This window comes from Streptomyces sp. NPDC085931, from assembly GCF_044540565.1.
Taxonomy (GTDB): domain Bacteria; phylum Actinomycetota; class Actinomycetes; order Streptomycetales; family Streptomycetaceae; genus Streptomyces.
In genome coordinates, this window is record NZ_JBITSK010000030.1 from 3,686 (window position 1) to 24,546 (window position 20,861).

At 68.3% G+C, this 20,861-nt stretch carries 13 protein-coding genes and 5 pseudogenes; 9 read left to right on the forward strand and 9 right to left on the reverse strand.

Features of this window, described 5'->3' with window-relative positions; translation table 11 throughout:
- Window positions 1–157: 157 nt before the first annotated feature.
- The 4 genes from ACIGAN_RS35555 to ACIGAN_RS35570 form a co-directional block, all read right to left on the reverse strand.
- On the reverse strand, window positions 158–979 hold the full coding sequence (locus tag ACIGAN_RS35555) for a MerR family transcriptional regulator (RefSeq protein WP_399863685.1): 822 nt from the start codon (window positions 977–979) through the stop codon (window positions 158–160).
- A 303-nt stretch (window positions 980–1,282) separates the two neighbouring features.
- Entirely contained in the window at window positions 1,283–2,182 is a 900-nt protein-coding gene (locus ACIGAN_RS35560) for a hypothetical protein (protein WP_399863687.1), read from the reverse strand.
- Between the two features lie 73 nt (window positions 2,183–2,255).
- On the reverse strand, window positions 2,256–3,398 hold the full coding sequence (locus ACIGAN_RS35565; protein ID WP_399863689.1) for a DUF4185 domain-containing protein: 1,143 nt from the start codon (window positions 3,396–3,398) through the stop codon (window positions 2,256–2,258).
- Window positions 3,399–3,793: 395 nt separating this feature from the next.
- On the reverse strand, window positions 3,794–4,084 hold the full coding sequence (locus ACIGAN_RS35570; protein WP_399863691.1) for a hypothetical protein: 291 nt from the start codon (window positions 4,082–4,084) through the stop codon (window positions 3,794–3,796).
- 140 nt (window positions 4,085–4,224) lie between these two features.
- Here ACIGAN_RS35570 and ACIGAN_RS35575 point away from each other — a divergent pair, with 140 nt between their 5' ends.
- Together ACIGAN_RS35575 and ACIGAN_RS35580 are read left to right on the forward strand one after the other, a co-directional pair.
- A complete protein-coding gene (locus ACIGAN_RS35575) occupies window positions 4,225–7,176 on the forward strand; it encodes an nSTAND1 domain-containing NTPase (protein ID WP_399863693.1) in 2,952 nt (983 codons plus the stop codon).
- Between the two features lie 408 nt (window positions 7,177–7,584).
- A complete protein-coding gene (locus ACIGAN_RS35580; protein ID WP_399863695.1) occupies window positions 7,585–8,406 on the forward strand; it encodes an NAD(P)H-binding protein in 822 nt (273 codons plus the stop codon).
- A 1,449-nt stretch (window positions 8,407–9,855) separates the two neighbouring features.
- On the opposite strand, the gene ACIGAN_RS35585 is transcribed toward ACIGAN_RS35580, so the two are convergent.
- The gene (locus ACIGAN_RS35585; RefSeq protein WP_399863697.1) at window positions 9,856–10,092 is read right to left on the reverse strand and encodes a hypothetical protein; all 237 of its coding nucleotides are present in this window, start codon (window positions 10,090–10,092) and stop codon (window positions 9,856–9,858) included.
- A 282-nt stretch (window positions 10,093–10,374) separates the two neighbouring features.
- Here ACIGAN_RS35585 and ACIGAN_RS35590 point away from each other — a divergent pair, with 282 nt between their 5' ends.
- Both ACIGAN_RS35590 and ACIGAN_RS35595 read left to right on the forward strand, forming a co-directional pair.
- Complete coding sequence (locus ACIGAN_RS35590; RefSeq protein WP_399863698.1) at window positions 10,375–11,124, forward strand: transposase family protein; 750 nt, start codon at window positions 10,375–10,377, stop codon at window positions 11,122–11,124.
- 536 nt (window positions 11,125–11,660) lie between these two features.
- Window positions 11,661–12,433, forward strand: a pseudogene (locus tag ACIGAN_RS35595) (IS5 family transposase); the annotation flags it as partial.
- Window positions 12,434–12,487: 54 nt separating this feature from the next.
- Here ACIGAN_RS35595 and ACIGAN_RS35600 read toward each other — a convergent pair.
- Both ACIGAN_RS35600 and ACIGAN_RS35605 read right to left on the reverse strand, forming a co-directional pair.
- Window positions 12,488–13,402, reverse strand: coding sequence for a S41 family peptidase (locus ACIGAN_RS35600; protein ID WP_399863700.1), 915 nt, complete (start codon window positions 13,400–13,402; stop codon window positions 12,488–12,490).
- 209 nt (window positions 13,403–13,611) lie between these two features.
- Window positions 13,612–15,065: pseudogene (locus tag ACIGAN_RS35605) on the reverse strand (NF041680 family putative transposase).
- Between the two features lie 135 nt (window positions 15,066–15,200).
- Between ACIGAN_RS35605 and ACIGAN_RS35610 the strand changes: the two are divergent.
- Window positions 15,201–15,638 (forward strand): glutaredoxin domain-containing protein, encoded by a 438-nt coding sequence (locus ACIGAN_RS35610; protein WP_399863702.1) that lies wholly within the window; start codon window positions 15,201–15,203, stop codon window positions 15,636–15,638.
- Window positions 15,639–15,701: 63 nt separating this feature from the next.
- On the opposite strand, the gene ACIGAN_RS35615 is transcribed toward ACIGAN_RS35610, so the two are convergent.
- Window positions 15,702–16,634, reverse strand: a complete 933-nt coding sequence (locus ACIGAN_RS35615) for an AraC family transcriptional regulator (RefSeq protein WP_399863705.1) — start codon at window positions 16,632–16,634, stop codon at window positions 15,702–15,704.
- 85 nt (window positions 16,635–16,719) lie between these two features.
- Here ACIGAN_RS35615 and ACIGAN_RS35620 point away from each other — a divergent pair, with 85 nt between their 5' ends.
- The 3 genes and pseudogenes from ACIGAN_RS35620 (at window position 16,720) to ACIGAN_RS35630 (ending at window position 19,698) form a co-directional block, all read left to right on the forward strand.
- Entirely contained in the window at window positions 16,720–17,700 is a 981-nt protein-coding gene (locus tag ACIGAN_RS35620) for an NADP-dependent oxidoreductase (RefSeq protein ID WP_399863707.1), read from the forward strand.
- A gap of 624 nt (window positions 17,701–18,324) precedes the next feature.
- A pseudogene (locus ACIGAN_RS35625) lies at window positions 18,325–19,215 on the forward strand (IS5 family transposase).
- Window positions 19,216–19,254: 39 nt separating this feature from the next.
- A complete protein-coding gene (locus tag ACIGAN_RS35630) occupies window positions 19,255–19,698 on the forward strand; it encodes an ankyrin repeat domain-containing protein (protein ID WP_399863710.1) in 444 nt (147 codons plus the stop codon).
- 34 nt (window positions 19,699–19,732) lie between these two features.
- Here ACIGAN_RS35630 and ACIGAN_RS35635 read toward each other — a convergent pair.
- Window positions 19,733–20,173: pseudogene (locus ACIGAN_RS35635) on the reverse strand (hypothetical protein).
- A 93-nt stretch (window positions 20,174–20,266) separates the two neighbouring features.
- Between ACIGAN_RS35635 and ACIGAN_RS35640 the strand changes: the two are divergent.
- Window positions 20,267–20,733 (forward strand): annotated as a pseudogene (locus ACIGAN_RS35640) (Ku protein); the annotation flags it as partial.
- Window positions 20,734–20,861: the final 128 nt, after the last annotated feature.

Consider the following 20,861-nt stretch of genomic DNA (forward strand, 5'->3'; position numbering starts at 1 on the left):
ACCCGTCTCTGCGCCCAACCTCCCCCCCCCTTTACCGGTTGGGCCCCCCGCCCACCCAAAAACAATTTTTTTTCGGGGGGGGGGGGGGGGGGGGGCCCGCCGGGGGGGCCCCCCCCCCCCCCGCTCGTGATCACCGGACATGCCCGGGCGCAACTGATCAGGCCAGGGTCACCGGTGCCTGCAGTTCCGTCACCCAGTCGTCACGGTTCTCGGGGCACTCCAGGTTGACCTCGCGGGGGTAATCGTTCGACCGGTAGCCGTTGGCATCGATCCAGCGGGCCAGGGCCTGGGCGGTGGGGAGCACGGTGTCCATCGAACCGCGGTGCACGATGGTCGCCGCCTGCTCGAGGGACGGCAGGTCGAGGACGCGGAAGGCACCGTCCTGGAGAGGGGCGGAGACCTGGACGGCGGCGTGGACGGTGATCCTGCCGCCACCCTCCGGGGCGTCCTCGTAGCAGGCGATGCCAGGGCCCGTGGCGGTGATGCCCGCCTCGTCCAGGCGCCGGAACAGCTCGTCGTAGAGCGGCCCGATGACCGGGCCGATGCTCTCGGGCTCGAAACTCGCGGCGGTCGCGGTCAGCTCCGCCACACGGACCGTGGGGACGCTCTTGATGACGACGTCGTTCGTGGGCATGTGCCCCTCACTCTCGATCGCTCGGAGCCTCGCCTCGACCTGGACCAGCCGTGCTCCCGCGGCAGCCATGGCTGTCTCGAGTTCTGCCCGCCGCAGCCGCAGCATGCCGCGCATTTCCTCGGCGCCAACCTTCTCGTCCACGATGTCCTGGACCTGCTGAAGCGTGAATCCGAGGTCCTTGAGCGCGATGATCCGGTTGAGGCGGGCGAGCTGCGCAGCGGTGTAGTAGCGATAGCCACTGGCAGGATCGACTTGGGCCGGGCGCAGCAGGCCAGTCGAATCGTAGTGACGCAGCATCCTGACTGAGACGCGGCCGTGCCGGGCGAATTCTCCGATGGTGAACATGATGTCTCCCAGCTGATCGCCTGACACGGTGTGAGGGTCAAGAAGCTACTTGGCCGCCGGGGGACAGCGAGAGCGCGTGGTTCGGCGCAGCTCCATGTAGTCCCCCGAACGAGCAGTCCGTGACGAGGCATCACCACGCGCATCCTCTTGGAGTTCGGCGATTTTGTAGTCGATGCGCGCCAATCGCAACGCGTGCCGCAGCCTGCGGCCCGCAGTCGCGGCTGGGTTTCCGGCGTGCTGCCGGCCCGCGCCCCGCGCGTGAGCGCGGAGCACGGGGCCGGTTCCGGGCTGGGCCGGGAGGGGTCAGTTCCCGTACTGCAGCGGGCGGTAGGCCTTGTACTCGCTGCCTGCCGTCAGTCCGTACGTCACCGAGCGGTGGCTGGTGCCGTGCACACTGCGCTGCTCGTACGCCGTGTAGGAGCGGTGGGCGTCGTCGTTCCACTTCTCGAAGATGACGACGTGCCGGGTGTTGCTGGTGCCGATGGCGTCGATGACGAGGTCGCCGGGCTGGAGCTCGTTCATGGCGATGGGGCGTGTGTGCCTGCGGTCCGCCAGCCCCTGGGTGTTGGTGCCGGGTGTGGGCAGACCCAGCGCCATGGAGGCGTAGCCGGAACAGTCCTGCCGGTAGCCGTCCCGCCAGAACCGGTCCTGGGCGTAGGGCACCGGGCGTCCGTTGTTCGCCGTGAGCCAGACCGCGGCGCGTTGCAGGGTCTGCTGCCGTGAGCCGGGCTGCGGGGCGGGCTGCTCCGCCCGCACCGGGACGCCCGGCAGCCGGTCTTCGGGGATGTCCACCGCGACGACGGTGAGGAAGCCGGTGACGGGCTGGGTGATGTGGGCCATGAAGGTGGAGCAGGCGTTGCCCTCGCAGACCCGGCGGCCGGTGTCGACCTGGTAGTCGGCCGTGATGCGGTCCTGACCGGCGCTGGTTCGGTTGATCATGCCCACGGAGGGCGAGTTGATGTCGGGCTTGGCGTGGACGACCCAGCGTGTCCCCCAGGTGGGGAAGGAGTCGGCGGCCCGCAGGCCCGTGACGCCGACGTGCGTCGGTGCTGCCGCCGTGGCCTGGTCCGGCGCGGCGACGCCGCCCGTGGCGAGGCAGGTGAGGGCGAGCACGGGCAGCAGTCGGCGCAGGGCGGCGGACCGAGCCGCGGCGGGCCGGGAGGCGCGCTGGGCGAAGCTGGACATGGACATGGGTGTGGACATGGTGGTGGTGTTCCTTCCGGTGGAAGTGGGTGTTTCCGGCGATGTCGCGGGTCGGGTGATGACCCGCGGCAGGTCAGGCGGTCAGCCCGCGAACGCGGAAGTGCATGACGCGGTAGGGCCATCCCGCCGCGGTGTTCCACTGGCTGACCGACAGGTGCAGGTCGTCGAGCGTCGACCCGGGGATGACGTAGCCGCCGTACAACTGCGCCACATGCGTGTCGTCCTCATTGCCCCAGGAGGTGCCCCGCAGCAGCGTGCGGCGGTGGGCGGTGGCCAGGTTCGCCGTGGGGTGGTCGGCGACGAGGCCCTCGATGCGGTAGTCGCCCTGGTTGAACCAGGTCAGCACCCACCGCCCGCCGAGCGGCCGCAGGCACAGCTCGCCGAAGGCGCCGTCCAGGACGGGCGTGGGTGTGTTGCCCCAGGCCCAGCGGCCGTCGGGGCCCCGTCCCCACGGCTCGTAAGCCCCGGGTTCGGTCAGCCGGCCGGGGCGGACCCGGTGCAGGATGACGGGTTTGTTCCGCTGGAACCCGGTGGACAGGACGTAGACGTGGCCGTCGTCGCCGAGAGCCCAGGTGAGCAGCTGGAACATGCCGCCGTGCAGGTCGGGGGCGAACACGGCACCGGTGGGGACCCAGGTCGCGCCCGAGTCGTCCGACCGCCAGATCTCCGTGCGCACCACGTTGCCGAGCCCTTTGTTCACCATGACGTGCAGGTACATGCTGCCGCCGAGAGTGATCACGTCGGAGGGCAGCACGGTGGAGTACTCGGGGTTGTCGTGGTCGTACGGCCACAGCTGGCGGGCGTGCCGTCCGCCGACCGCGCCGGTCCAGACGACCGATCGGCCGGGCCCGTCGAAGCGCCCGTACAGCGCCACGGGTGAGCGCCACCACCCGCCGCCGACCCTGGCCTCCTCGAACGTGTCGCCGAAGACGAACAGAAGCCGGCCGTCGGGTGTCCGTACCGGCACGCCCAGGTCGGTGGCCTCCATCCGGAACCGGGTGGTGAGACCGGGGCCGGTGAGGTCGGCGACCTTGGAGACCCGCAGCGGGCCGGCCGCCGTGTGGGCCGGGGCGCCGAGCAGGGAACTGCCCAGGGCCGCCGTCGCGGCTGCCCGGAGGAACCCGGCCCGGCTCAGGTGGACCGGGCGGACGGGGGCGCGTGCCTCCGTCGATCCCCGAGGCGCAGGCGGGACGCTGTCCGGTGTGCTGTCGTGCATGAACGCTCCTGATTGGAGGTGAGATGAAGGGGAGGGGGGAGGGGGGAGGGGTGGGAAGGTGCGGGATGGCCGCGGTGCCCGGGGGCGTCCGCCCCCGCGGTGTCCGCGAGGACGTACGCCGGGCCCGGAGCACGCGGGAGCCGGCCTGCGGGTATGCCGTCCCCCTTGGCCGCTTCGGCCAAGTCGGCGGCCGGAGCATGTGGTTGCGGGGCGCGGCAGTCAGACCCCGCATCCCTTCCATGGGTGGTCCGCCCCGTCGGAGGTGGGACGCGCTGTCCCGCGTCCCACCTCCGCCTTCCGAGGCCCCTCGTCGAGTGGCCGGCTGGGGACTCCGGTGGTCCAGCCCGTTCGGCAGGTCTCCAGGACACGCCGAACGGGCACGGGCGGCCGGATGATCAGCGGTTGCTCCACAGGTGGTGCAGGAAGCCGCCCTTCCCCGGGGCGCAGCTGTAGCTGTCCCAGTGCCTGCGCGCGATGCCGGCATCGCCGGCATCGCGGCACGTCTCCTTGGTGAAGTACCAGCCGCGGTAGACGTCGTGGCCGTCGGCGAGCGGCTGCTTGAGGGAGGGCGCGGTCTGGGCGGCGACGGCGGGAGCGGCGACGGCGGGCGCGGCCGCGCCCACGCCGAACACAGCCGCGGCGGTGACCAGGAGCGCGGGCAGAACCATGCGTGCACGAGTCTTCACGGGATTCCTCTTTTCCGTCCGTTGTCCGGTCCTCGGTGCGGGACCTGATGCACCGTTTGTAGCCGCTAATCTGTTGTTCAGGACCGGCCGTCCGACGCTGAACAAACGGATGCCGAACAATCCGTGTGACCGGGGGAGGGGTGGGTGCATTGCCACGGGGAGAGATTCCTCTGGACCCGGACGCAGGTCCGCTGTTCGAATTCGCGGCGGGTTTACGGAAACTGAGGGAACAGGCCGGCCGCCCCACGTACCGGGATCTCGCACGGAAAACGCACTACGGGATCGCGACGCTGTCCTCGGCCGCGGCGGGTCGTCAACTTCCCAGCCTGGCCGTCACCCTGGCGTACGTCCGTGCCTGCGGTGGTGACGAGCGGGAATGGAAGCTGATCTGGCAACGGACGGCTGACGCGTGCACAGGCGCGGACACGTCGACCGGGACCGGCCCGGAGAACCGGCGAACGAGCGGCGCCACACCGCCCTATGTCGGTCTGGCCACGTTCCGGGAGGCCGACGCCGCGTTTTTCTTCGGCCGCGAAAGACTCACCGGCGCACTCGTCGAACACCTGATGGAAAAACGGATTCTCGTGTTGTTCGGGGCTTCGGGATCCGGTAAGTCATCGGTGCTGCGCGCGGGTGTGCTCCCCGCCTTTCCCGACGTTCCCTCGCTGGTCTTCACACCCGGCCCGAATCCCCTGGAGGAATGCGCCGCACGGCTGGCGGCCCGGGCCGGCATCGCTCCCGGCCCGGTGCACGCAGAACTCACGGCCGAGCCACGCACCTTCCACCGGACAGTGCGGCAGATCCTCGCCATGCAGCAGGAGGAAGGCCCGTCGGCGGACGAGTTGCTCGTCGTCGTGGACCAGTTCGAAGAGGTCTTCACCCTCTGCCGTGACGCGCGGGAACGGGAGCGGTTCGTCACCGCGCTCGTGCACGCGGCACAGGCCCCCGACAGCCGCACACGGGTCGCCATCGCCGTGCGGTCCGACTTCTACACGCACTGCACCCGGCTGGCTGCTCTCGTCGACGTCCTGCCCCACGCCCACCATCCCGTCGGCCCCATGACCGCCGAGGAACTGAGAGCGGCGATCGTCCAGCCCGCCGCCCGCTCCCGGCTCACCGTCGAAAGTGCCCTGCTGACCACCCTCATCGCCGACGCCCACGGCCGGCCGGGAGCGCTGCCCCTGCTGTCGCACGCCCTGCTGGAGACCTGGAAGCGACGCCGTGGCAACGCCCTCACCCTGGCCGGCTACCGCGCGGCCGGCGGCATCGAGGGCGCGCTCGGCCAGACCGCCGAAGAGTTCCACACCGCCCTGAACGACAGCAGGCAGCAGGCCGCGCGGCGGCTGTTCCTACGGCTCGTCGCGCTCGGCGAGGGCACCGAGGACACCAAACGCCGCGTGCCACGTCAGGAACTCGACAGCACACCGGACACCGAGTTCGTCCTCGAACAAGCGACCCGGGCCAGGCTGCTGACCGCCGACGCCGACCACGTGGAGATCACCCACGAGGCGCTGATCCGCTGCTGGCCCCGGCTCGGCACCTGGCTGGATCAGGACCGCAGCCAGGAACGCCTGCACCGGGCCCTCACCGAGGCCACCACCCTCTGGGAGTCGCTGAACCACGATCCCGACACCCTGTATCGCGGGGTACGCCTCGCCGCCGCGAAGGACCTCCCCCGAGAGGCGCTGACCGCCCGCGAGCGCGCCTTCCTCGACGCCAGTGAGGCAGCGGCACGGCAGGCCCGCGAGCGTGACCGCCGCCGCCTGCGCCGCCTGCGCCGGCTGTCCGGAGCCCTGGCCGCCCTGCTCGTGTGTGCCGTGGCCACCGCCGCCTTCGCCGTACGCGCACAGAACACCCTCACCCGGCAGCGCAACGAGGCCGTGGCCCTCCGGGCTGCCGACGAAGCAGTGCGTCTCAGCCAGCACAAGCCGTCACTGGCCGTCCAGATCGCGCTGGCCGCATACCGGCAGACTCGTCATGAGCGTACGCGGGACGCCCTGCTCAACACCCTGTCCGTCACATCGATCGGCCCCGCGACAGCCGGTCCCGAACGCAGCGGGCGCGCGCCGCTCCAGCACACCCCGGCCGGGCACACACCGGCCGTCCCTGCCGACGGCCGCGTGCTGGCCATGGCCGACGGCTCGAAGATCGTCCTGTGGGACATGAAGAACCCACGACAGCCCCGCCGACTCGGTACCACTGAAGGAGCCGGCCTGGGCCCGATCCAGTTCACCCGGGACGGCAACACACTGCTGGGCGTCGACAGCGAGGGCACGCTGCGGCTGTGGGACGTGACCGATCCGCGCCGCCCCAGGGCGTTGTCGAAGCGGCCCACGGACCACAGCGGCTATGTGTACTCCGTGGCCGTGCGGCCCGACGGTCGCGTGGCCGCCACCGGCAGCTATGACGACACGATCCGCCTGTGGGACATCAGCGACCCGGCCCGCCCCCGTATGCTCGACCAGCTCACCGGGCACGACGGTGACGTCAAACCGGTGGTCTTCAGCCCTGACGGGAAGACCCTGGCCTCGGGTTCCAACGACCACGACGTCCGCATCTGGGATGTGAGCGACCCACGTCACGCTTCCCTCGTCGCCAGGCTGACCGGGCACGAACACTTCGTCGACGCTCTCGCCTACAGCCCGAACGGCCGCACCCTGCTGAGCGGAAGCGACGACCATACGGCGAGGCTGTGGGACATCAGCGCTCTCCCCGGGCACTCCGGACTGGGCCGGCTGGCCAGACACACCGACATCGTCACCAGCGTGGCGTTCGCCTCCCACGGCCGCACCGCGGTGACCGTGGGCATCGACGGCGTGGTGAAGGCCTGGGACATGACCGACCGCACGCGCCCCGTCCCCCTGGCCAACCTCACCAACCCCCGCGGGACGGTGAAGGAAGTGCGCTACCTCAAGGCAGACGGCACGTTCCTCACCGTGACCGCCCACCACGGCGTGCAGATCTGGTACACGGATGTCGACCGGGCACTCGCCGACGCCTGCGACCGCGTCCACGGCACCATCACCCGTATCCAATGGTCCCGATACTTCCCCCGCCTCGCCTACGCCCCGCCCTGCCCGCACCGCTTGTGACCGCAGCGCCTTCGAGCCCGCCCGGGCGAGACCCAGCCTCACTCGGCTCGCCCTACAGACGCGGACGACAGAAGCGAGCACCTCCGATGCACCGTCCCAAGCAACTGCGGCGCGTCCCGCAGCGACATCTCCTGTCGGCATGTGGTGCGGGCGAGGCCCCGGTCGTAGGTGCCCGCCAGGCGCTGTGCTTGGTCGACGAGCTGATTGCTGGCCAGGGGCCTCATTGACGTCTCGCGCTGATTGGCTTCGTTCGCTTCAGACGGTAGGTGTGTGGCGCGGTCCGTGCCTCGGTCGGATTGAGGACCGTATCTGACCTACTTGCTACGTACTTTTGTGTACGGTCGGCCAACGCGGCTCGACCACCGCTCAGCGCGGTGCCGCCTCAACAGGCAACAGGCAAGGAGTGACGTGACAATTCTGGTTACTGGTGCGACGGGAACTCTGGGGCGCCACGTGGTCGAGCGACTTCGGCAGGCCGGACAGACGGTTCGCGCGCTCACGCGTACCCCGGCGGAGGCGACCAGCCTGCCCGACGATGTCGAAGTGGTGGGCGGCGACCTTACGAAGCCGCAGACATTAGCCGCGGCTTTCAGTGGGGTCTCGGCCGTGCATCTGCTCGGAGCCACCGGGTACGACCACACCCCGTTGCGGATGGGGCCGCAGATTCTGGGGATGGCCGCCGAGGCGGGCGTGCAGCGGCTGACGGTCCTGTCGCCTGGTGAAGGAGAGCTGGGCAAAGCCGTGCGTGACAGCGGCATGGAGTGGACGTTCATCTGGCCGATCGACCTCATGTCGAACGCACTGGGATGGGCTGAGGTCATCCGGCGTACGGCGGAGGTTCGCGAGCCGTACGCGAACCGCAGAACCGCTTCGGTCGACGAGGCGGACGTCGCCGCCGTTGCCGCGACCGTGCTGGCGAGGGGCGGCTATGCGGGAAGGAGCCTCATTGTGTCGGGTCCCGAAGCGCTCATGCCGGCCGACAAGGTGTCCGCCATCGCGGCGGCGACCGGCCGTGAGATCCGGTTCACCGAGCTGACCGACGATCAGGCACGTCGGCACTGGCGGGCTGAGGGGTGGCCCGAGGAGGGCATCGAGTTCATGCTGCACATGTGGGCCACCGTGCCTGAGACGGTAGCCAAGGTGACTTCAACGGTCGAGGAAGTTGTCGGCCGCCCGCCGCGGACCTTCGCACAATGGGCCGCCGCACACGCCGACGCCTTCCGCGCCTGATACGTGACAAGGGGCCGCCACATTCCTCGGAGCAGACATTCCCTCGAGGCGTCGAGCGTGCCACTACCACCGAGAAGATCTCCCAGCCCTACCGGTTCGCCGACGGCTTCCAGGACCCGACCGGCCTGTACCACTCGTTCGGGGCCAGCTCTGGACGCACTCTCACTCGGCAACGATGCAGCAACCGTGGGCAAGGCATGGAACGCAGCCCTAGACGGCGACTTCGGCAGGGCTGCCGGCATCACCTTCGGTCTGGCCTTCGGCAAAGTGGTTGAGGGAACCTGCATCGGCGTAGCCGGGGCTCTCACGGGAGGTACCGGAGCAGCGGTTGCCGCTGTCCCCTGCATGGTGGCCGGCGAGTATGCCGGCTCTTTCGCCGAAGAACAAACTGTTGAAGCCTGGTCATAGTCAGCCCGGCACGGGGCGGCGTCACCCAGCGCCGCCCCGTTTACATCGAGGAGAACTCGTGATTCCAATCGCCTCAGAAGGTAAAGGGTGGTGGATTCCCGAAGGGTGGGGACCATTCATCTTTATCGCTGCCGTCGTGTGCGTGTTCGGAATTATCCTCTATTATCGAAAACAACAGAAGTGAGGCGTATCCGACGGCGAGTCGCTGCAATGCTTTTCGTGGCAGGGTGCGTCACAGGAGCAGGCATGGTGATCGCCCATATGCCTAGATATCTCGCTGTCATCTTCTCGAGCCTGCTGTTTCTGGGTTCTTTCCTTGCCCTCCGACATGACAAGCCGAATACGTAACTTGACTTCGCTCGCTGGCACCCGGAAGTGCGCCGGAGTCAGAGCGTCCTCAGCGGGCCGCTCAACGGTGTGCCGGCGTCCCTGAAGTCGCCGACTGCCTGTGATCACGTTGGCCGGTTCGGTCGTTGTGTGGATCAGTAAAGCCCTTCGCGGGATCGTGGATCGGAGACGGACGGCCGCCGCTGTGTCAATGGAAGGAGGTGGCACTGATCCTGAGCTGACGGTCATGTGCCACCTCAGGGCGGCCGGGTCGCTGTGAAGATGTGGAGGTTGTGTATCAGTGCTGCATTTTGTGAATCCTGCAGGAAAGGATCTTGGGTATCTGGCTGCTGAGAGATTCTTGTATTCATGGGGGCAATGCTTGTCGTGGCAGTCATGGTTGCTGTCGCGCGTTGGTGCCAGAAGTGAGGCATGTCAATGAGAAACGAATCAAAGCCAATCCTGCGTATTCTGGCTTACTACCTCATTGGACTCGCGACGGTCATGGCTATATCGGTCATTGTCATGCTTGTGATGGGAGCCAGGCTCACAGGTATTCACGCGGCACCGTTGGTCGCGGCGGGTTTCGGTTTGCTATTGCTCCGCCATGCCAAAAGGCCCAGTTGAGTTCCAGTCAGTGAGCATTTTCAGCGTGACCATCTATCAGGTGACAGCTGGGGCGCCTCTGGCGTCAAGCACTTGCCGGGGAGGCAGTCAGTTGAAAGCGTCGGTCATGCAGTCCACCCGGCAGTCGGCGGCCTCATAGCGCTGCCGGAGGGCGGCAGCTGCTTCTTCGCGTTCCACAAAGCGGTACCCGTAGTGCTGGCGCGCCACCCTGGTCACGTCTCCGACCGTGACGATGGCCGGTTCGCCGTGTGCAGCGCGTCGACGCGCTCCGGCGATTGCCATGTCCGCAGAGCGCAGCAGGTTTTTGGAACGATCCCGGATCACGGCTGCTTGGGCGCGTTTCGCCGAGAGGGGACGCAGGACACGTCCTCTCCAGAGGCAGCCGGCGGCGACAAGGATGAGACCGAGCGCTACGAACAGGAGTCCGCCTGGGGCGTGAGGTCGCATCTATCCAGTCTTCACCACTCGCGTGGTGATCGTCATGCCCGCGTCGGCGGCCGATTGCCGGAGCGACTTGGTGTCAGTGAGCCCCTGCGCAACGCACGAGGCTCCCGTGCCGTTGAGGGGGGGCGTTCGAAGTCTCAATTCACAGGCACAGGAGCCGCGTTGGTTCCGCACTCTGACGCACTCGACCTGCCTCACGCCCTGGTCGAGTGGGTCACCATGCTCATCGTCACCCGCGAGGGTGACCGCCGCTGCAAGCTCCCACCGCACCAGCGTGCCCTGGTCGGCCTGGTGTACCTGCGCCGGCACGACACCCTCGCCCAGCTCACTGGCGGGTTCGGCATCTCCGTCGGCACCGCCCACGCCTACACGACAGCCGTCGTTGACCTGCTCGCCGACCGGGCTCCCGGCCTGCTGCGTGCTCTGCGCGAGACGGACCCGGACTACGTCCTGCTCGACGGCACCCTTGCCGAGTGCGACCGGGTCGGCGACGGCCGGGCCGACTACTCCCACAAGCACCGCCGACTCGGGGTGAACGTGCAGGTGGTGCCCGACCCCGCCGGACGCCTGCTGTGGACCTCGCCGACGATGCCCGGCCGCGCGCACGATCTCACTGCGGCCCGCGCCCACCGGATCATCCGGATCTGTGAACGCCAGGGCGTCCCGATTCTCGCCGACCGCGCCTACATGGGAGCCGGCCCATGGGTGACAACACCCCTCAGACGCCCGCCGGGCCGTGACCTCACCCCGACCCAGCAAAGCATCAGCGGAGCGCTGGCCACGGCACGGGCGCCGGTTGAACGTGGCGTCGCACGACTGAAGTCCTGGCAGATCTTCCGCAAGTCCCGGTGCAGTCCGAATCGAATGTCGTCAATCTCTGCGGCCGTGCTCACTCTGGAGCGGCAACGCTGAAAGACCTCATTGCCGGAAACGGAACTGTCCGACCACACCCCCAGTGTGCGCCTGACCTCGCTGGGTGGAGTAGACGCCGCACATCTGGCCCTGCATGACATAGAACTGGCTGAATGCCGGTTCGCTGGCGCCGTTCACCTCGACCAACTGAAGGTCGACGGTTGGTGCACCTTCGCCTCCACTCCCACCAGCTGGTATTGGCGCTTCCCCTGGCGATGGAGCCCTCGCAACACCGTGGCCGAAGAGCACCACTGGCGGACCCGCAACGCCCCACACCCCGAGCAGGCCACCGCTCAGGGCTGGACACCCCCACCAGCCGACGCCCCCGAACTGCGGCCAGCGGCGGTCGCCGCGCTGTACCGGCAACTGCACAAGCCGCTGGAGGACGGCAGGAACGAACCGGATGCCGCCGATTTCTACTACGGCGAATGCGAGATGCGCCGCCACGACGCCACACGCCCCCGAGGGGAACGAGCCCTCCTGATCGCCTACTGGGCCCTGTCCGGCTACGGACTGCGCGCCACCCGCGCGCTGACCTGGCTTGGGGCAGCCATGGCCGCCACGATCGCAGTGGGCTGCTACCCACACCGGCCCGCGAGACCAGCAAGGGCGGTCGGCCGGATAAGCATCCCCGCCGCGAGATCGTCGACGCCATCCGCTACCTCGTGGACACCGGCTGCAAGTGGCGAGCCCTGCCTGCGGACTTCCCGCCCTGGCGCACGGTCTGGGGATTCATGGCCCGCTGGGCAGCCGCCGGCATCATCGGCCAGATCCGGGACCAGCTGGCGGGGCGGATCCGCCGTGACATGGGCAAAGGCCCCCGAGCGGTGGCCACCGTGATCGACTCCCAGAGCGTGAAAGCCACAGAGACCGTCTCCAAGGCCACCCGCGGCTTCGACGCGGGCAAAAAGATCAATGGCCGCAAGCGCCACCTGGTCGTCGACACCCGCGGCCTGCCCCTCATGGTCATGGTCACCCCGCCGACCTGCACGACGCCGCAGCCGCCAAGGAAGTCCTCTTCCGCCTGCGCCTGATGCACCCCGAGATCACCATCGTCTGGGCCGACTCCGCTTACGCCGGGAAACTTGTCGACTGCACCTCAACCTGACCATCAAGCCGGTCAGCCGCCCCAAAGACGCCTCCGGCTTCGTCGTGCTGCCCCGCCGCTGGGTCGTCGAGAGGTCGCACGCCTGGATGATGCACGCCCGCCGTCACGCGAGAGACTACGAACGACTCATCCAGCACTCCGAAACCCTGATCACCTGGGCCGCCACCACCCTTGTGACCAGGCGCCTGGCCCGGAGCGGGGCGGCCCCCAGCTGGCCAAGGAAACCGGCGCCGGCCGGCTGATCATCCGGGCCGCCTACGAGCAGCCGGGCTGCTCGGACAACCATTGCGTTGCAGCGTCCAGGACGGGATCTTTACTTCCTCCGCGCCCGAGGTTGTCGACGACTGGCTGGTCAGGCGGTATGGGGCTGTCGTATGCGCGCCCCGTGCGGTCGGCGTCCTTCACCTCCGTCAGATTGAGGATCGCCCCGTCGGACAGTCGGTGCTGTGCGTTGCCGGTGGGGACACCTGTGGTGTCCTCGCCGAAAGAGCGCGTATGAAGGCGCCCACGAAAGGCCACAGTCACCGCCTCCCCGGAACTGGCAGTGGATCGGCTGGTGAGCACCGCGGCAGGGGCTGATCCACCGCCTACCGGAGGACTTGTTCCCCAGCCGGTGGAGTCACCGTCCAGACGAGGGCTGCCCTTCTCAATGGACCACACCGTCCTCTTGCCGTCCGCATCGACGAATGCTCCGACGTCGCCGTCACCGAGGATCGGTCCCACGACGGCAAGCATCGGCCACATGTTGCCACCGCGGTTACGGCGCAGGTCGATCACCCAGCCGCAGGCGTTCGGACGATTGGCCTTCGCCACGGCATTTCGCCCCTCCCGCACGTACTGCTGATAGACCTTCTCTGATCCCTGGACGCCGGGGAGTGACAGATACCCCATGCGGCCGGGCAACGCCCGCCCTTCCACAGGGTTGCGGATCTGCTCGTCCCCTTGCAGCTCTTTCGCTCTCTTCGGGTCGATGAATCCGCTGTGCCCGTCTCCCAGTTTGCTCAGGGCTATCTTGATGGCCTGATAGGTATCGACGGGTCGATGCGCGTTGCCGGCTTCGGTGAAGGCTGCTCGCCGTATGTCATCCCATTCGACATCGTCGCGGCGAAGTGCGTTGTCCTCCATCAGGTCCAAGGCGGTGGACAGGTAGGACCGCGCCTCGTCAGACATTGCCGCGCCAGGGGGCGACGCTTCCCCTCCCGAGCACCCGGACCCAACAGCGAGAACACACACCAACCCAGCAGCCTTTAAACGCGGCAAACGCCCCCGAACCATGTGCCCTCCCGGTCAGCCAAATGAGTCGATCTATCGGTGACCCTAACTTCTGATGACCAGCGCTCGGCCGACTCCGGTTCAGAAACAGGCTCTTACCTTGTCTCTTATGGTTTGTGAGCTTTGAGCTGATTACGTTCAGCGATGCTCTCGGGGCGTCTGGTCGATTTGCCCACGTTGTAACGGGCGGCTGGCCGCCGGTTCTTCGAGCCAAGTGGACGGCCTGGGCCGGGAGTTGATGGTTTGGGTGCACGGGCCGGACTGTGCAGGTGAGGGCGGAGGTTCCTGAACCCGCGTCGGACCCGGGCCACGGGCGGGCTCGGCCCGCCTCTCCCAGGGGCGGCGGAGATCGGCCGCGGCCTCGCGGGTGAGCCGGAGCTGGGTACGCGCCGCGATCACGAGCCACGTCCACCGGTCTGCGGCCTCGGGGCTGCGGAGCTTGGGACGGGTCCAGCCGAGCGTCTGCTTTACAAAACGGAAGGTATGTTCAAGATCGAAGCGCCTCAAGAACGCTTGCCACCGCAGATCGACGTCCTCACCGGTCATGCCGGTCCTGGAGGACCACAGCCAGACGGGCAGTGGGTCACCTCCGCCGGGCAGATGGTCCACCTGGAGGCGGATGAGGGTGCCCTCCATGATGGGGAGTTCGCCGTCGTGATCGATCCACGCGCTGCGGGTGGTGAGCCGGGGGTGGATACGGTCCCAGGCCATGGCCTTGGCGGTGCCGTAGCGGGCGGTGACCTGTACTGTCTTCGCGTCGGGATCGCCCCAGGTATCGGGCCTGGCGAAGCGGAACTCCTTGCCGTGCTTCGGCGGCCGCCCGCCTTGGGGATAGGACAGGGAGTACTCCTTGGACGAGGGTGTCGGCCGTCGCATGACACGGTCCGCACGCATCCGTCCCAGCACCTCGACGGGGAGACCGTCGAGGAGGTAGGCCATGCGCGGGGCGTCGTAGCCCTCGTCGAAGACAACCAGGATGTCCGGATCGCCGTCCTCCCACTGGCCCTGGCCGATCAAGTTGTTCACGACGCGGCAGACCTGCCGGGCGGTGGCCTCGGCGACATCATCGTCGGGGCCGAGACGGACCGCGTCCAGCAGCTGGCATCACGAGGTGCGGCCCGTCTCCAGCGCGGTGACGAACGAGTACGGCCAGCCGGGAATGAACTGGTCACTGGATCGTCCCGAGCGTCCGTAGACTTGGCAGAACAGACGGTCCGGGCTGGTCGGGGCGTCCGGACGCAGCCACGGCGAGACATCGACGGCCAGGACCAGGCGCCCGTCGGCGGCCTTGGGCTGCGGCAGCACGGCCAGTGCCTTGCGCAGCCTGTCCGCGTCGATGCGGCCCTGGTTGAGCGCGTCGTACCGCGCCGTGCCCACGCCGGTGTTCAGCCAGCAGCGTCAGGTCGACCGGCGAGGTCACCGGCCCGTTCTCGCAGAGCATCGCGTCCGTGACTTCGAACAACGTGTCACCGCGTCGGGTCAGACATCCGTAGAAGTCCTCCCGAAAGTGGGACTTGAAGCCGAATGCCTCATGCCGGGCATCGTGGTGCAGCAGACTCACCCCTGCGGCCTTCGTATGAGTGCGGTTCTGCGACGGAACGCATGCTCATGCGGGGGCCGTCCGCCTGTCCGGCCAATGCCCAGGTGGGCGGCCTAGTTCGAGGAGCATTTCGACTCATCGGTAGCCTGCATCACCATGATGCGCGCTTGGACCTTGCCGATGCTGCTTGTACTCAGCGGCTCAGCCGTCGCGGCTGGGCAGATCTTCAAGGGGAGCCCCGGCACAGCCGCAGCACTCCTGCTGGCGTTCCTGGCTCTCGCAGGCGTGAACTCCCCCCTGATCTTCCCGAGGTCGATCGGTGCGCAGGAGGCACAACGCCGCAGCGCAGTCGACGGCCGACCGGTCGTCTTCTGGCGGCCGGGCTGCAAGTACTGCATACGACTGCGCATCGGGCTGGGCCGCAGCGCCCACCAGTTGCACTGGGTCAACATCTGGCGCGACCCGGCAGGAACTGCAGTGGTGAGAGCAGCCAACGACGGCAACGAGACCGTGCCGACCGTCGTGGTGACGGGCCAGCCACACACCAACCCCGATCCCGGATGGGTGCGCGAACAGCTCTCCCCTTCTGCGTGATCAGAAACCGCGCCCTGCGGAGAGGCACCCGCAGACACAAGCGCACAAATCATAAAAGACAAGCTAACTGCCCCTGCGTCGCTCGGCGCGGTATCGCCCAGGTGTCACACCGTGCGAACGGGTGAAAGCCCTGTGGAAGGCGGGGGTCGACTGATAGCCGACTGCTGCGGCGATGGACTCGACCGGGTCTTGGGTCTTGCGCAGGCGAACCGCTGCCAGATCCATACGCCACTGTGTCAGGTAGCTGGCCGGGCTCTGCCCGATGGCTGCCGGGAACCGGCGGGACAGGGTCGCCCGGGAAACGCCGAGAGCGGAAGCCAGCGTTGTTGTGGTCCATGGCTGTCCGGGCTCAGCGTGCAAATGTTCCATCGCGCTGCGCACGAGCGGGTCTTCGAGCACTCCGAGCCAGGTGCCACGATGTCCGGACCGGGTGGGGAGCCAGGCGCGCATGAGTTGCACGAGCATGACGTCGACCAGGCTGTTCAGCACCGCTCTTCCCGCTATGAGTGGGCGACTCAGTTCTCGCCCGATCATCCGGACGGTGTCGTCGAAACCGGCCTCACCCTGGTCCCCGCGGATGTGCACCACCTCCGGCAGCGCGCCGAGGACCTGGGTCCGCACCGTGTGGTCGCAGTCGTAGCTGATGGTCAGGATGCGGGTGCGGGCGGGCTGTGACCCCAGGCGAATCACCTCACCCGTCTCGAGTGCCCGGGCCGCCATCGCCGGATCGGCTGCTACTGAAGTGCCCGTCCCTGGCGCGCTGCCAAGCATGTGCGACGGCCCGTACGGCAGGAGCACCACGTCGCCCACCGCCAGCTCCAGGCACTGCGGCGACAAGTGTCTGCTTTCGAGCCAGGCGCTGCCGGCGGTCACCACGTGCAGAACTGCCGTAGTGCACTCTGTCACCGGGATCGACCAGCTCCCGCCCGCCTCGATCCGTGCGCCGATCGTGCCCCGCACGCCGGAAATCTCCAACACGTCCGCAACGAGATCCATGCGTCCAGATTAGATGACACAAACGAGCAAGAAAGTGAGTAGTTCAAGCATCGACTGCTCACAGGATGCTCCATACGGTGAAGTCATGACAACCGATACCATGCGGGCACTCGTCGCGACCGGCTACGGAGATCCCGAGCAACTCACGATCGCCGAGCTGGCCATCCCGCGCCCCGGCCCCGGCCAGATCCTGGTGAAGATCGCCGCCTCGACGATCAACCCCACCGACATGCGCGTCGTCACCGGCGGCTATCGCGAACTGGTCGACCTGCAGTTCCCCTACACACTCGGCAACGAGTTCGCGGGCACCGTCACCGAAGCCGCACCGGACGTCACCCGCTTCCGCGTGGGCGACGAGATCTTCGGCATGGCCCTGCCCCGCCAGCTGCGCCTCGCCGCCGACCCCGTACGGCCGTCACTGAGCACCGGTGCCCTCGCCGACTACGCGGTCTTCGAGGCGGACACGCCTGCACTGGGCCACCGCCCGGCCGCCCTCGGCGCAGAGCAGGCCGCGTCCCTGCCGATCGCGGGCGGCACCACACTGGCCATCATGGACACCGCGAAAATTCGCCCCGGCGAGTCCGTCCTCGTCATCGGCGCCACCGGCGCGGTCGGCCTGACCCTCATTCCGAACCTGGCCACAGCCGGCGCCGAGATCACGGCCACCGCCCGCACGACCGAGGCCGCTGAACTCCTGCACAGCCTCGGAGCCCACCACACGGTCGGCTACGACGGCTACCCCACCGGAGTCGACGTCGTCCTCAACCTTGCGCTCTTCGCCGACGGCCTGCCTACGGCGGCACGCAGCCTGCGCCCGGGCGGCCGGCTGATCTCAATCGTCTTCCCCCCGCCGGAACCCCGGCACCTGGAACGCGACGACGTGGAACTGGCCTTCGTGATGCAAATGGGCGATGAGACCAACGGCGCATGGGCCGTCGCCCAGGCCGCAACCGCGGGCCGACTCTCCACCCCGATCGCCCGCCGATACTCACTCGACGACGGCGTCGAAGCGGCAATCGACTATGCCCGCAGGCACCCGCTCGGCAAGATCGTCGTAACTGTCTGAGCGGAGAAGCCGCCCCCGCCTCGCTTTCGGGGTGCTGAGTGGGCCTGGTGAGAATGACCTCGGCATGCCGGTTCTACTCGACTGCTGGTCGTGGAGATCTGTTCGGAATTGCGCAGGTCACGCTCGCGCTCCGCCCGTCGAAGCCCGGCCCGACGAGGCCGACCGGCAGACGCGTGAGTACGCCAACAACCTCCGGCAGGCCGCACTCCCGGTCCACGTCCGGGACGAGATGGGCCGCATCGAACTCAGTCTCGCAGTACGGTTCCTGGCCTTGTGTCGCCCACCAGGGTTGGACTGTCGGATCCGTTAGGACGTCTACTACGTCGCCGAGCGCGCCGCGATGGCACTTGACCTCGGGCACGTGGAAGCAGTGAGCGGGAGATCCGGCACATGGAACAGGTGGGTTCCATGGAGCCACGGGAAAACCGCTGACCCCGAGACAACCAACGACACCAGCTCAGATTGGCGATGGTTCGGCTGTCCGCGACACGTGTCGCGGACAGCCGAACCATCGCTGCCTGCGGATTCACCCCGTGACGCGCAGCCTCTGGAGCGAGGGCCACCGGGTCGATCACGAAGACGCTGGTCCTGAGGCGTGTATCGAGAATGGATCTTGCGCATGGAATGTTGTTGGTTCATGGCGTGTGGAGCCTGACGGACGAGCAGTGGGCGGTGCTTGAGCCGCTGTTGCCGAGGGGCAAGAAGCCCGGCCGGCCGCCGATATGGACCCGGCGGCAGCTGATCGACGGCATACGGTGCCGGGTCCGCACCGGCATCCCTCTGGCGGGACATGCCCGAGCAGTGCGGGCCGTGGGGTCGGGCGTACGACCTGTTCCGCCGGTGGCAGCGCAACGGCATCTGGCAGCGGATCTTCACCCAGCTCCAGGCGCGGGCCGACGCCAAGGATCTGGTCACCTGGGACCTCAACGTCGACTCCACCGTGTGCCGAATCCACCAGCACGCCGCCGGGGCGCGGAAAAGGGGGATCTGCAGAGGAGCCGCCCGGCGGCGTCGCCACTGAGCCGGCCGACCACGGGCTGGGGCGTTCGCGCGGCGGCCTGACCACCAAGCTGCATCTGGCGGTCGAGCAGGGACAGAAGCCCATGTCCATCGTGCTGGCCCCCCGGGCAGCGCGGGGACTCCCCGCAGTTCGAGGCCGTCCTGGGCCGGGTCCAAGTGCCCCGACCGGGGCCGGGCCGGTCGCGCACCCGGCCGCGGCGGGTGCGCGCCGACAAGGCGTACGCCTCCCGCACCAACTCCGCCTACCTGCGGCGGCGGCGCGGCATACGCTGCACCATCCCGGACAAGGCCGATCAGGTGCGCAACCGCAAGAAATGCGGCTCGCGCGACGGGCGGCCGCCGACATTTGATCCCGAGGACTACAAGCTCCGGCACCCGGTCGAATGCGGCATCAATCGCCTCAAAAGACACTGCGCCGCGGCCACGCGGTACGACAAACTCGCGGTCCGCTACGAGGCGACCGTGCTCGTCGCGGCCATCAACGAGTGCCGTTGACCAGACGTTTCGCTCACCTACTGGTTAGCCTGAGCGGTCGTGAACAGACGGCGGCAGAAGAAATTGTCCAAGCGTCTCGTGGAGGCAGCGGCCTTCGGCGACAGCACCCAGATCAATATGCTGCTGCGAGCCGGGGCCCGCCCGGAGGTAAGCGACACTGAGGGCACCACGCCTCTCTACGCTGCATCCGTCCAAGGAGCCGCCGACAACGTCTTGTGTCTGCTGGAGGCCGGGGCATTGCCCGACACCGAGAGCGGACGAGGTGCGGAAGGCACGCCCCTGTGCGCGGCCGCATGCTGGGGCCATACCCAGACGGTGCGTGCACTCCTCGCCCATGGTGCCGACCCCAATCTCCGCGAAGACCACGGCATGGGCCGTTCCCCGCTGGAATGGGCGATGACCGGGCCCTACCCCGAAACGATTGCCATGCTTCTGGCGGCAGGTGCCCGACCACACGACCGAGCCACATCACCCATCTCGTAGTGCCAGGCCCCGTGATCCACTTCCGATACACGACCTAGGCGGCGGGCTCGGCGCCCGCCCCGGTCAGCCGTACCAGGTCCTCGGCGAAGTGCGGGTAGCTGGTCGCCACCGAGTCCCAGCCCTCGATCACGGTCGTCCCCTCGGCCGCGCACGCGGCGGCGACGGCGGCCGTCATTGCGATCCGGTGATCACCGTGGCTGTCTACTCAGGCCGGGCGCAGTCGGGAGGTGCCCTCGATGACCATGCCGTCCTCCGTCTCGGTCACCTTCACGCCGAACGCCCGCAGCATCGCCGTGGTGGATGCGATCCGGTCGGACTCCTTCGCCCGCAGGTCACCCGCGCCGGAGATCACGGTGGCGACCGGCTCCCCGCGCCGGCACCAGCGACATGCCTGTCGACGCCGGCCACCCGAAGAGCGTGACGAGCTCCGGGTCGTCGCCCGCCGACACGGCGCCTCCTCGCTGCATGGACGCATACCCGCGGCCTGCTGATCCGGCAGGCGCACGCATGCGCGGCTGCCGTACGGCTCATAGGCTGGTGGTGCTCGGGGCTAGCGCCGAGGTCTTTCATGCCCCGAACCGTGTGGTCAGGCGCCATCTCCTTCGGTCTGTCACCATGCCGATCAACGTCGTCAGCGCCACCGAAGATCACAGTGTCCACTTCCGCCAGTACCATCTGCAGGACATGGGCCGCGTGCGGGTGCGCAAGTTCTGCGAGGCCGAGGACCGCGAGGTCCGCAATGACGAGATCGGCAAGGGCTACCAGCTCACCAAGGAGCAGGTCATCCCGATCAGCGACGACGAACTGCGCGACCTGCCCCTGCCCACCGCCAAGGCCATCGAGATCGAAGCGTTCGTGCCCCTGGAGTCCGTCGACCCCATCCGGATCGGCGAGGGCTACTACCTCCAGCCGTCCGGGCAGGTCGCCCACAAGCCCTACAAGCTCCTCGCGAAGGCCCTCGGGCGCTCCGTCAAGGTCGCCGTCGCCAAGTACGCCTGGAGCGGGCGGGAACGCCTGGGCCTGCTGCGGGTGCGTGGCGACGGGAAAACCGCTGACGCCGAGACAACCAATGAGACCAGCTCAGATTAGCGACGGTTCGGCGGCCCCCCCGCCCCGCGGCCGGCCCCGCCCCGGCCACCCCACACCCCCCCCGGGCGGGCGCC

What these genes read in the sequence shown, in the direction of transcription:
- ACIGAN_RS35555 (WP_399863685.1), bottom strand. Translation starts at nt 979, where the DNA reads ATGTTCACCATCGGAGAATTCGCCCGGCACGGCCGCGTCTCAGTCAGG.
- ACIGAN_RS35560 (WP_399863687.1), bottom strand. Translation starts at nt 2,182, where the DNA reads ATGTCCACACCCATGTCCATGTCCAGCTTCGCCCAGCGCGCCTCCCGG.
- ACIGAN_RS35565 (WP_399863689.1), bottom strand. Translation starts at nt 3,398, where the DNA reads ATGCACGACAGCACACCGGACAGCGTCCCGCCTGCGCCTCGGGGATCG.
- ACIGAN_RS35600 (WP_399863700.1), bottom strand. Translation starts at nt 13,402, where the DNA reads ATGTCTGACGAGGCGCGGTCCTACCTGTCCACCGCCTTGGACCTGATG.
- ACIGAN_RS35610 (WP_399863702.1), top strand. Translation starts at nt 15,201, where the DNA reads ATGATGCGCGCTTGGACCTTGCCGATGCTGCTTGTACTCAGCGGCTCA.
- ACIGAN_RS35615 (WP_399863705.1), bottom strand. Translation starts at nt 16,634, where the DNA reads ATGGATCTCGTTGCGGACGTGTTGGAGATTTCCGGCGTGCGGGGCACG.
- ACIGAN_RS35620 (WP_399863707.1), top strand. Translation starts at nt 16,720, where the DNA reads ATGACAACCGATACCATGCGGGCACTCGTCGCGACCGGCTACGGAGAT.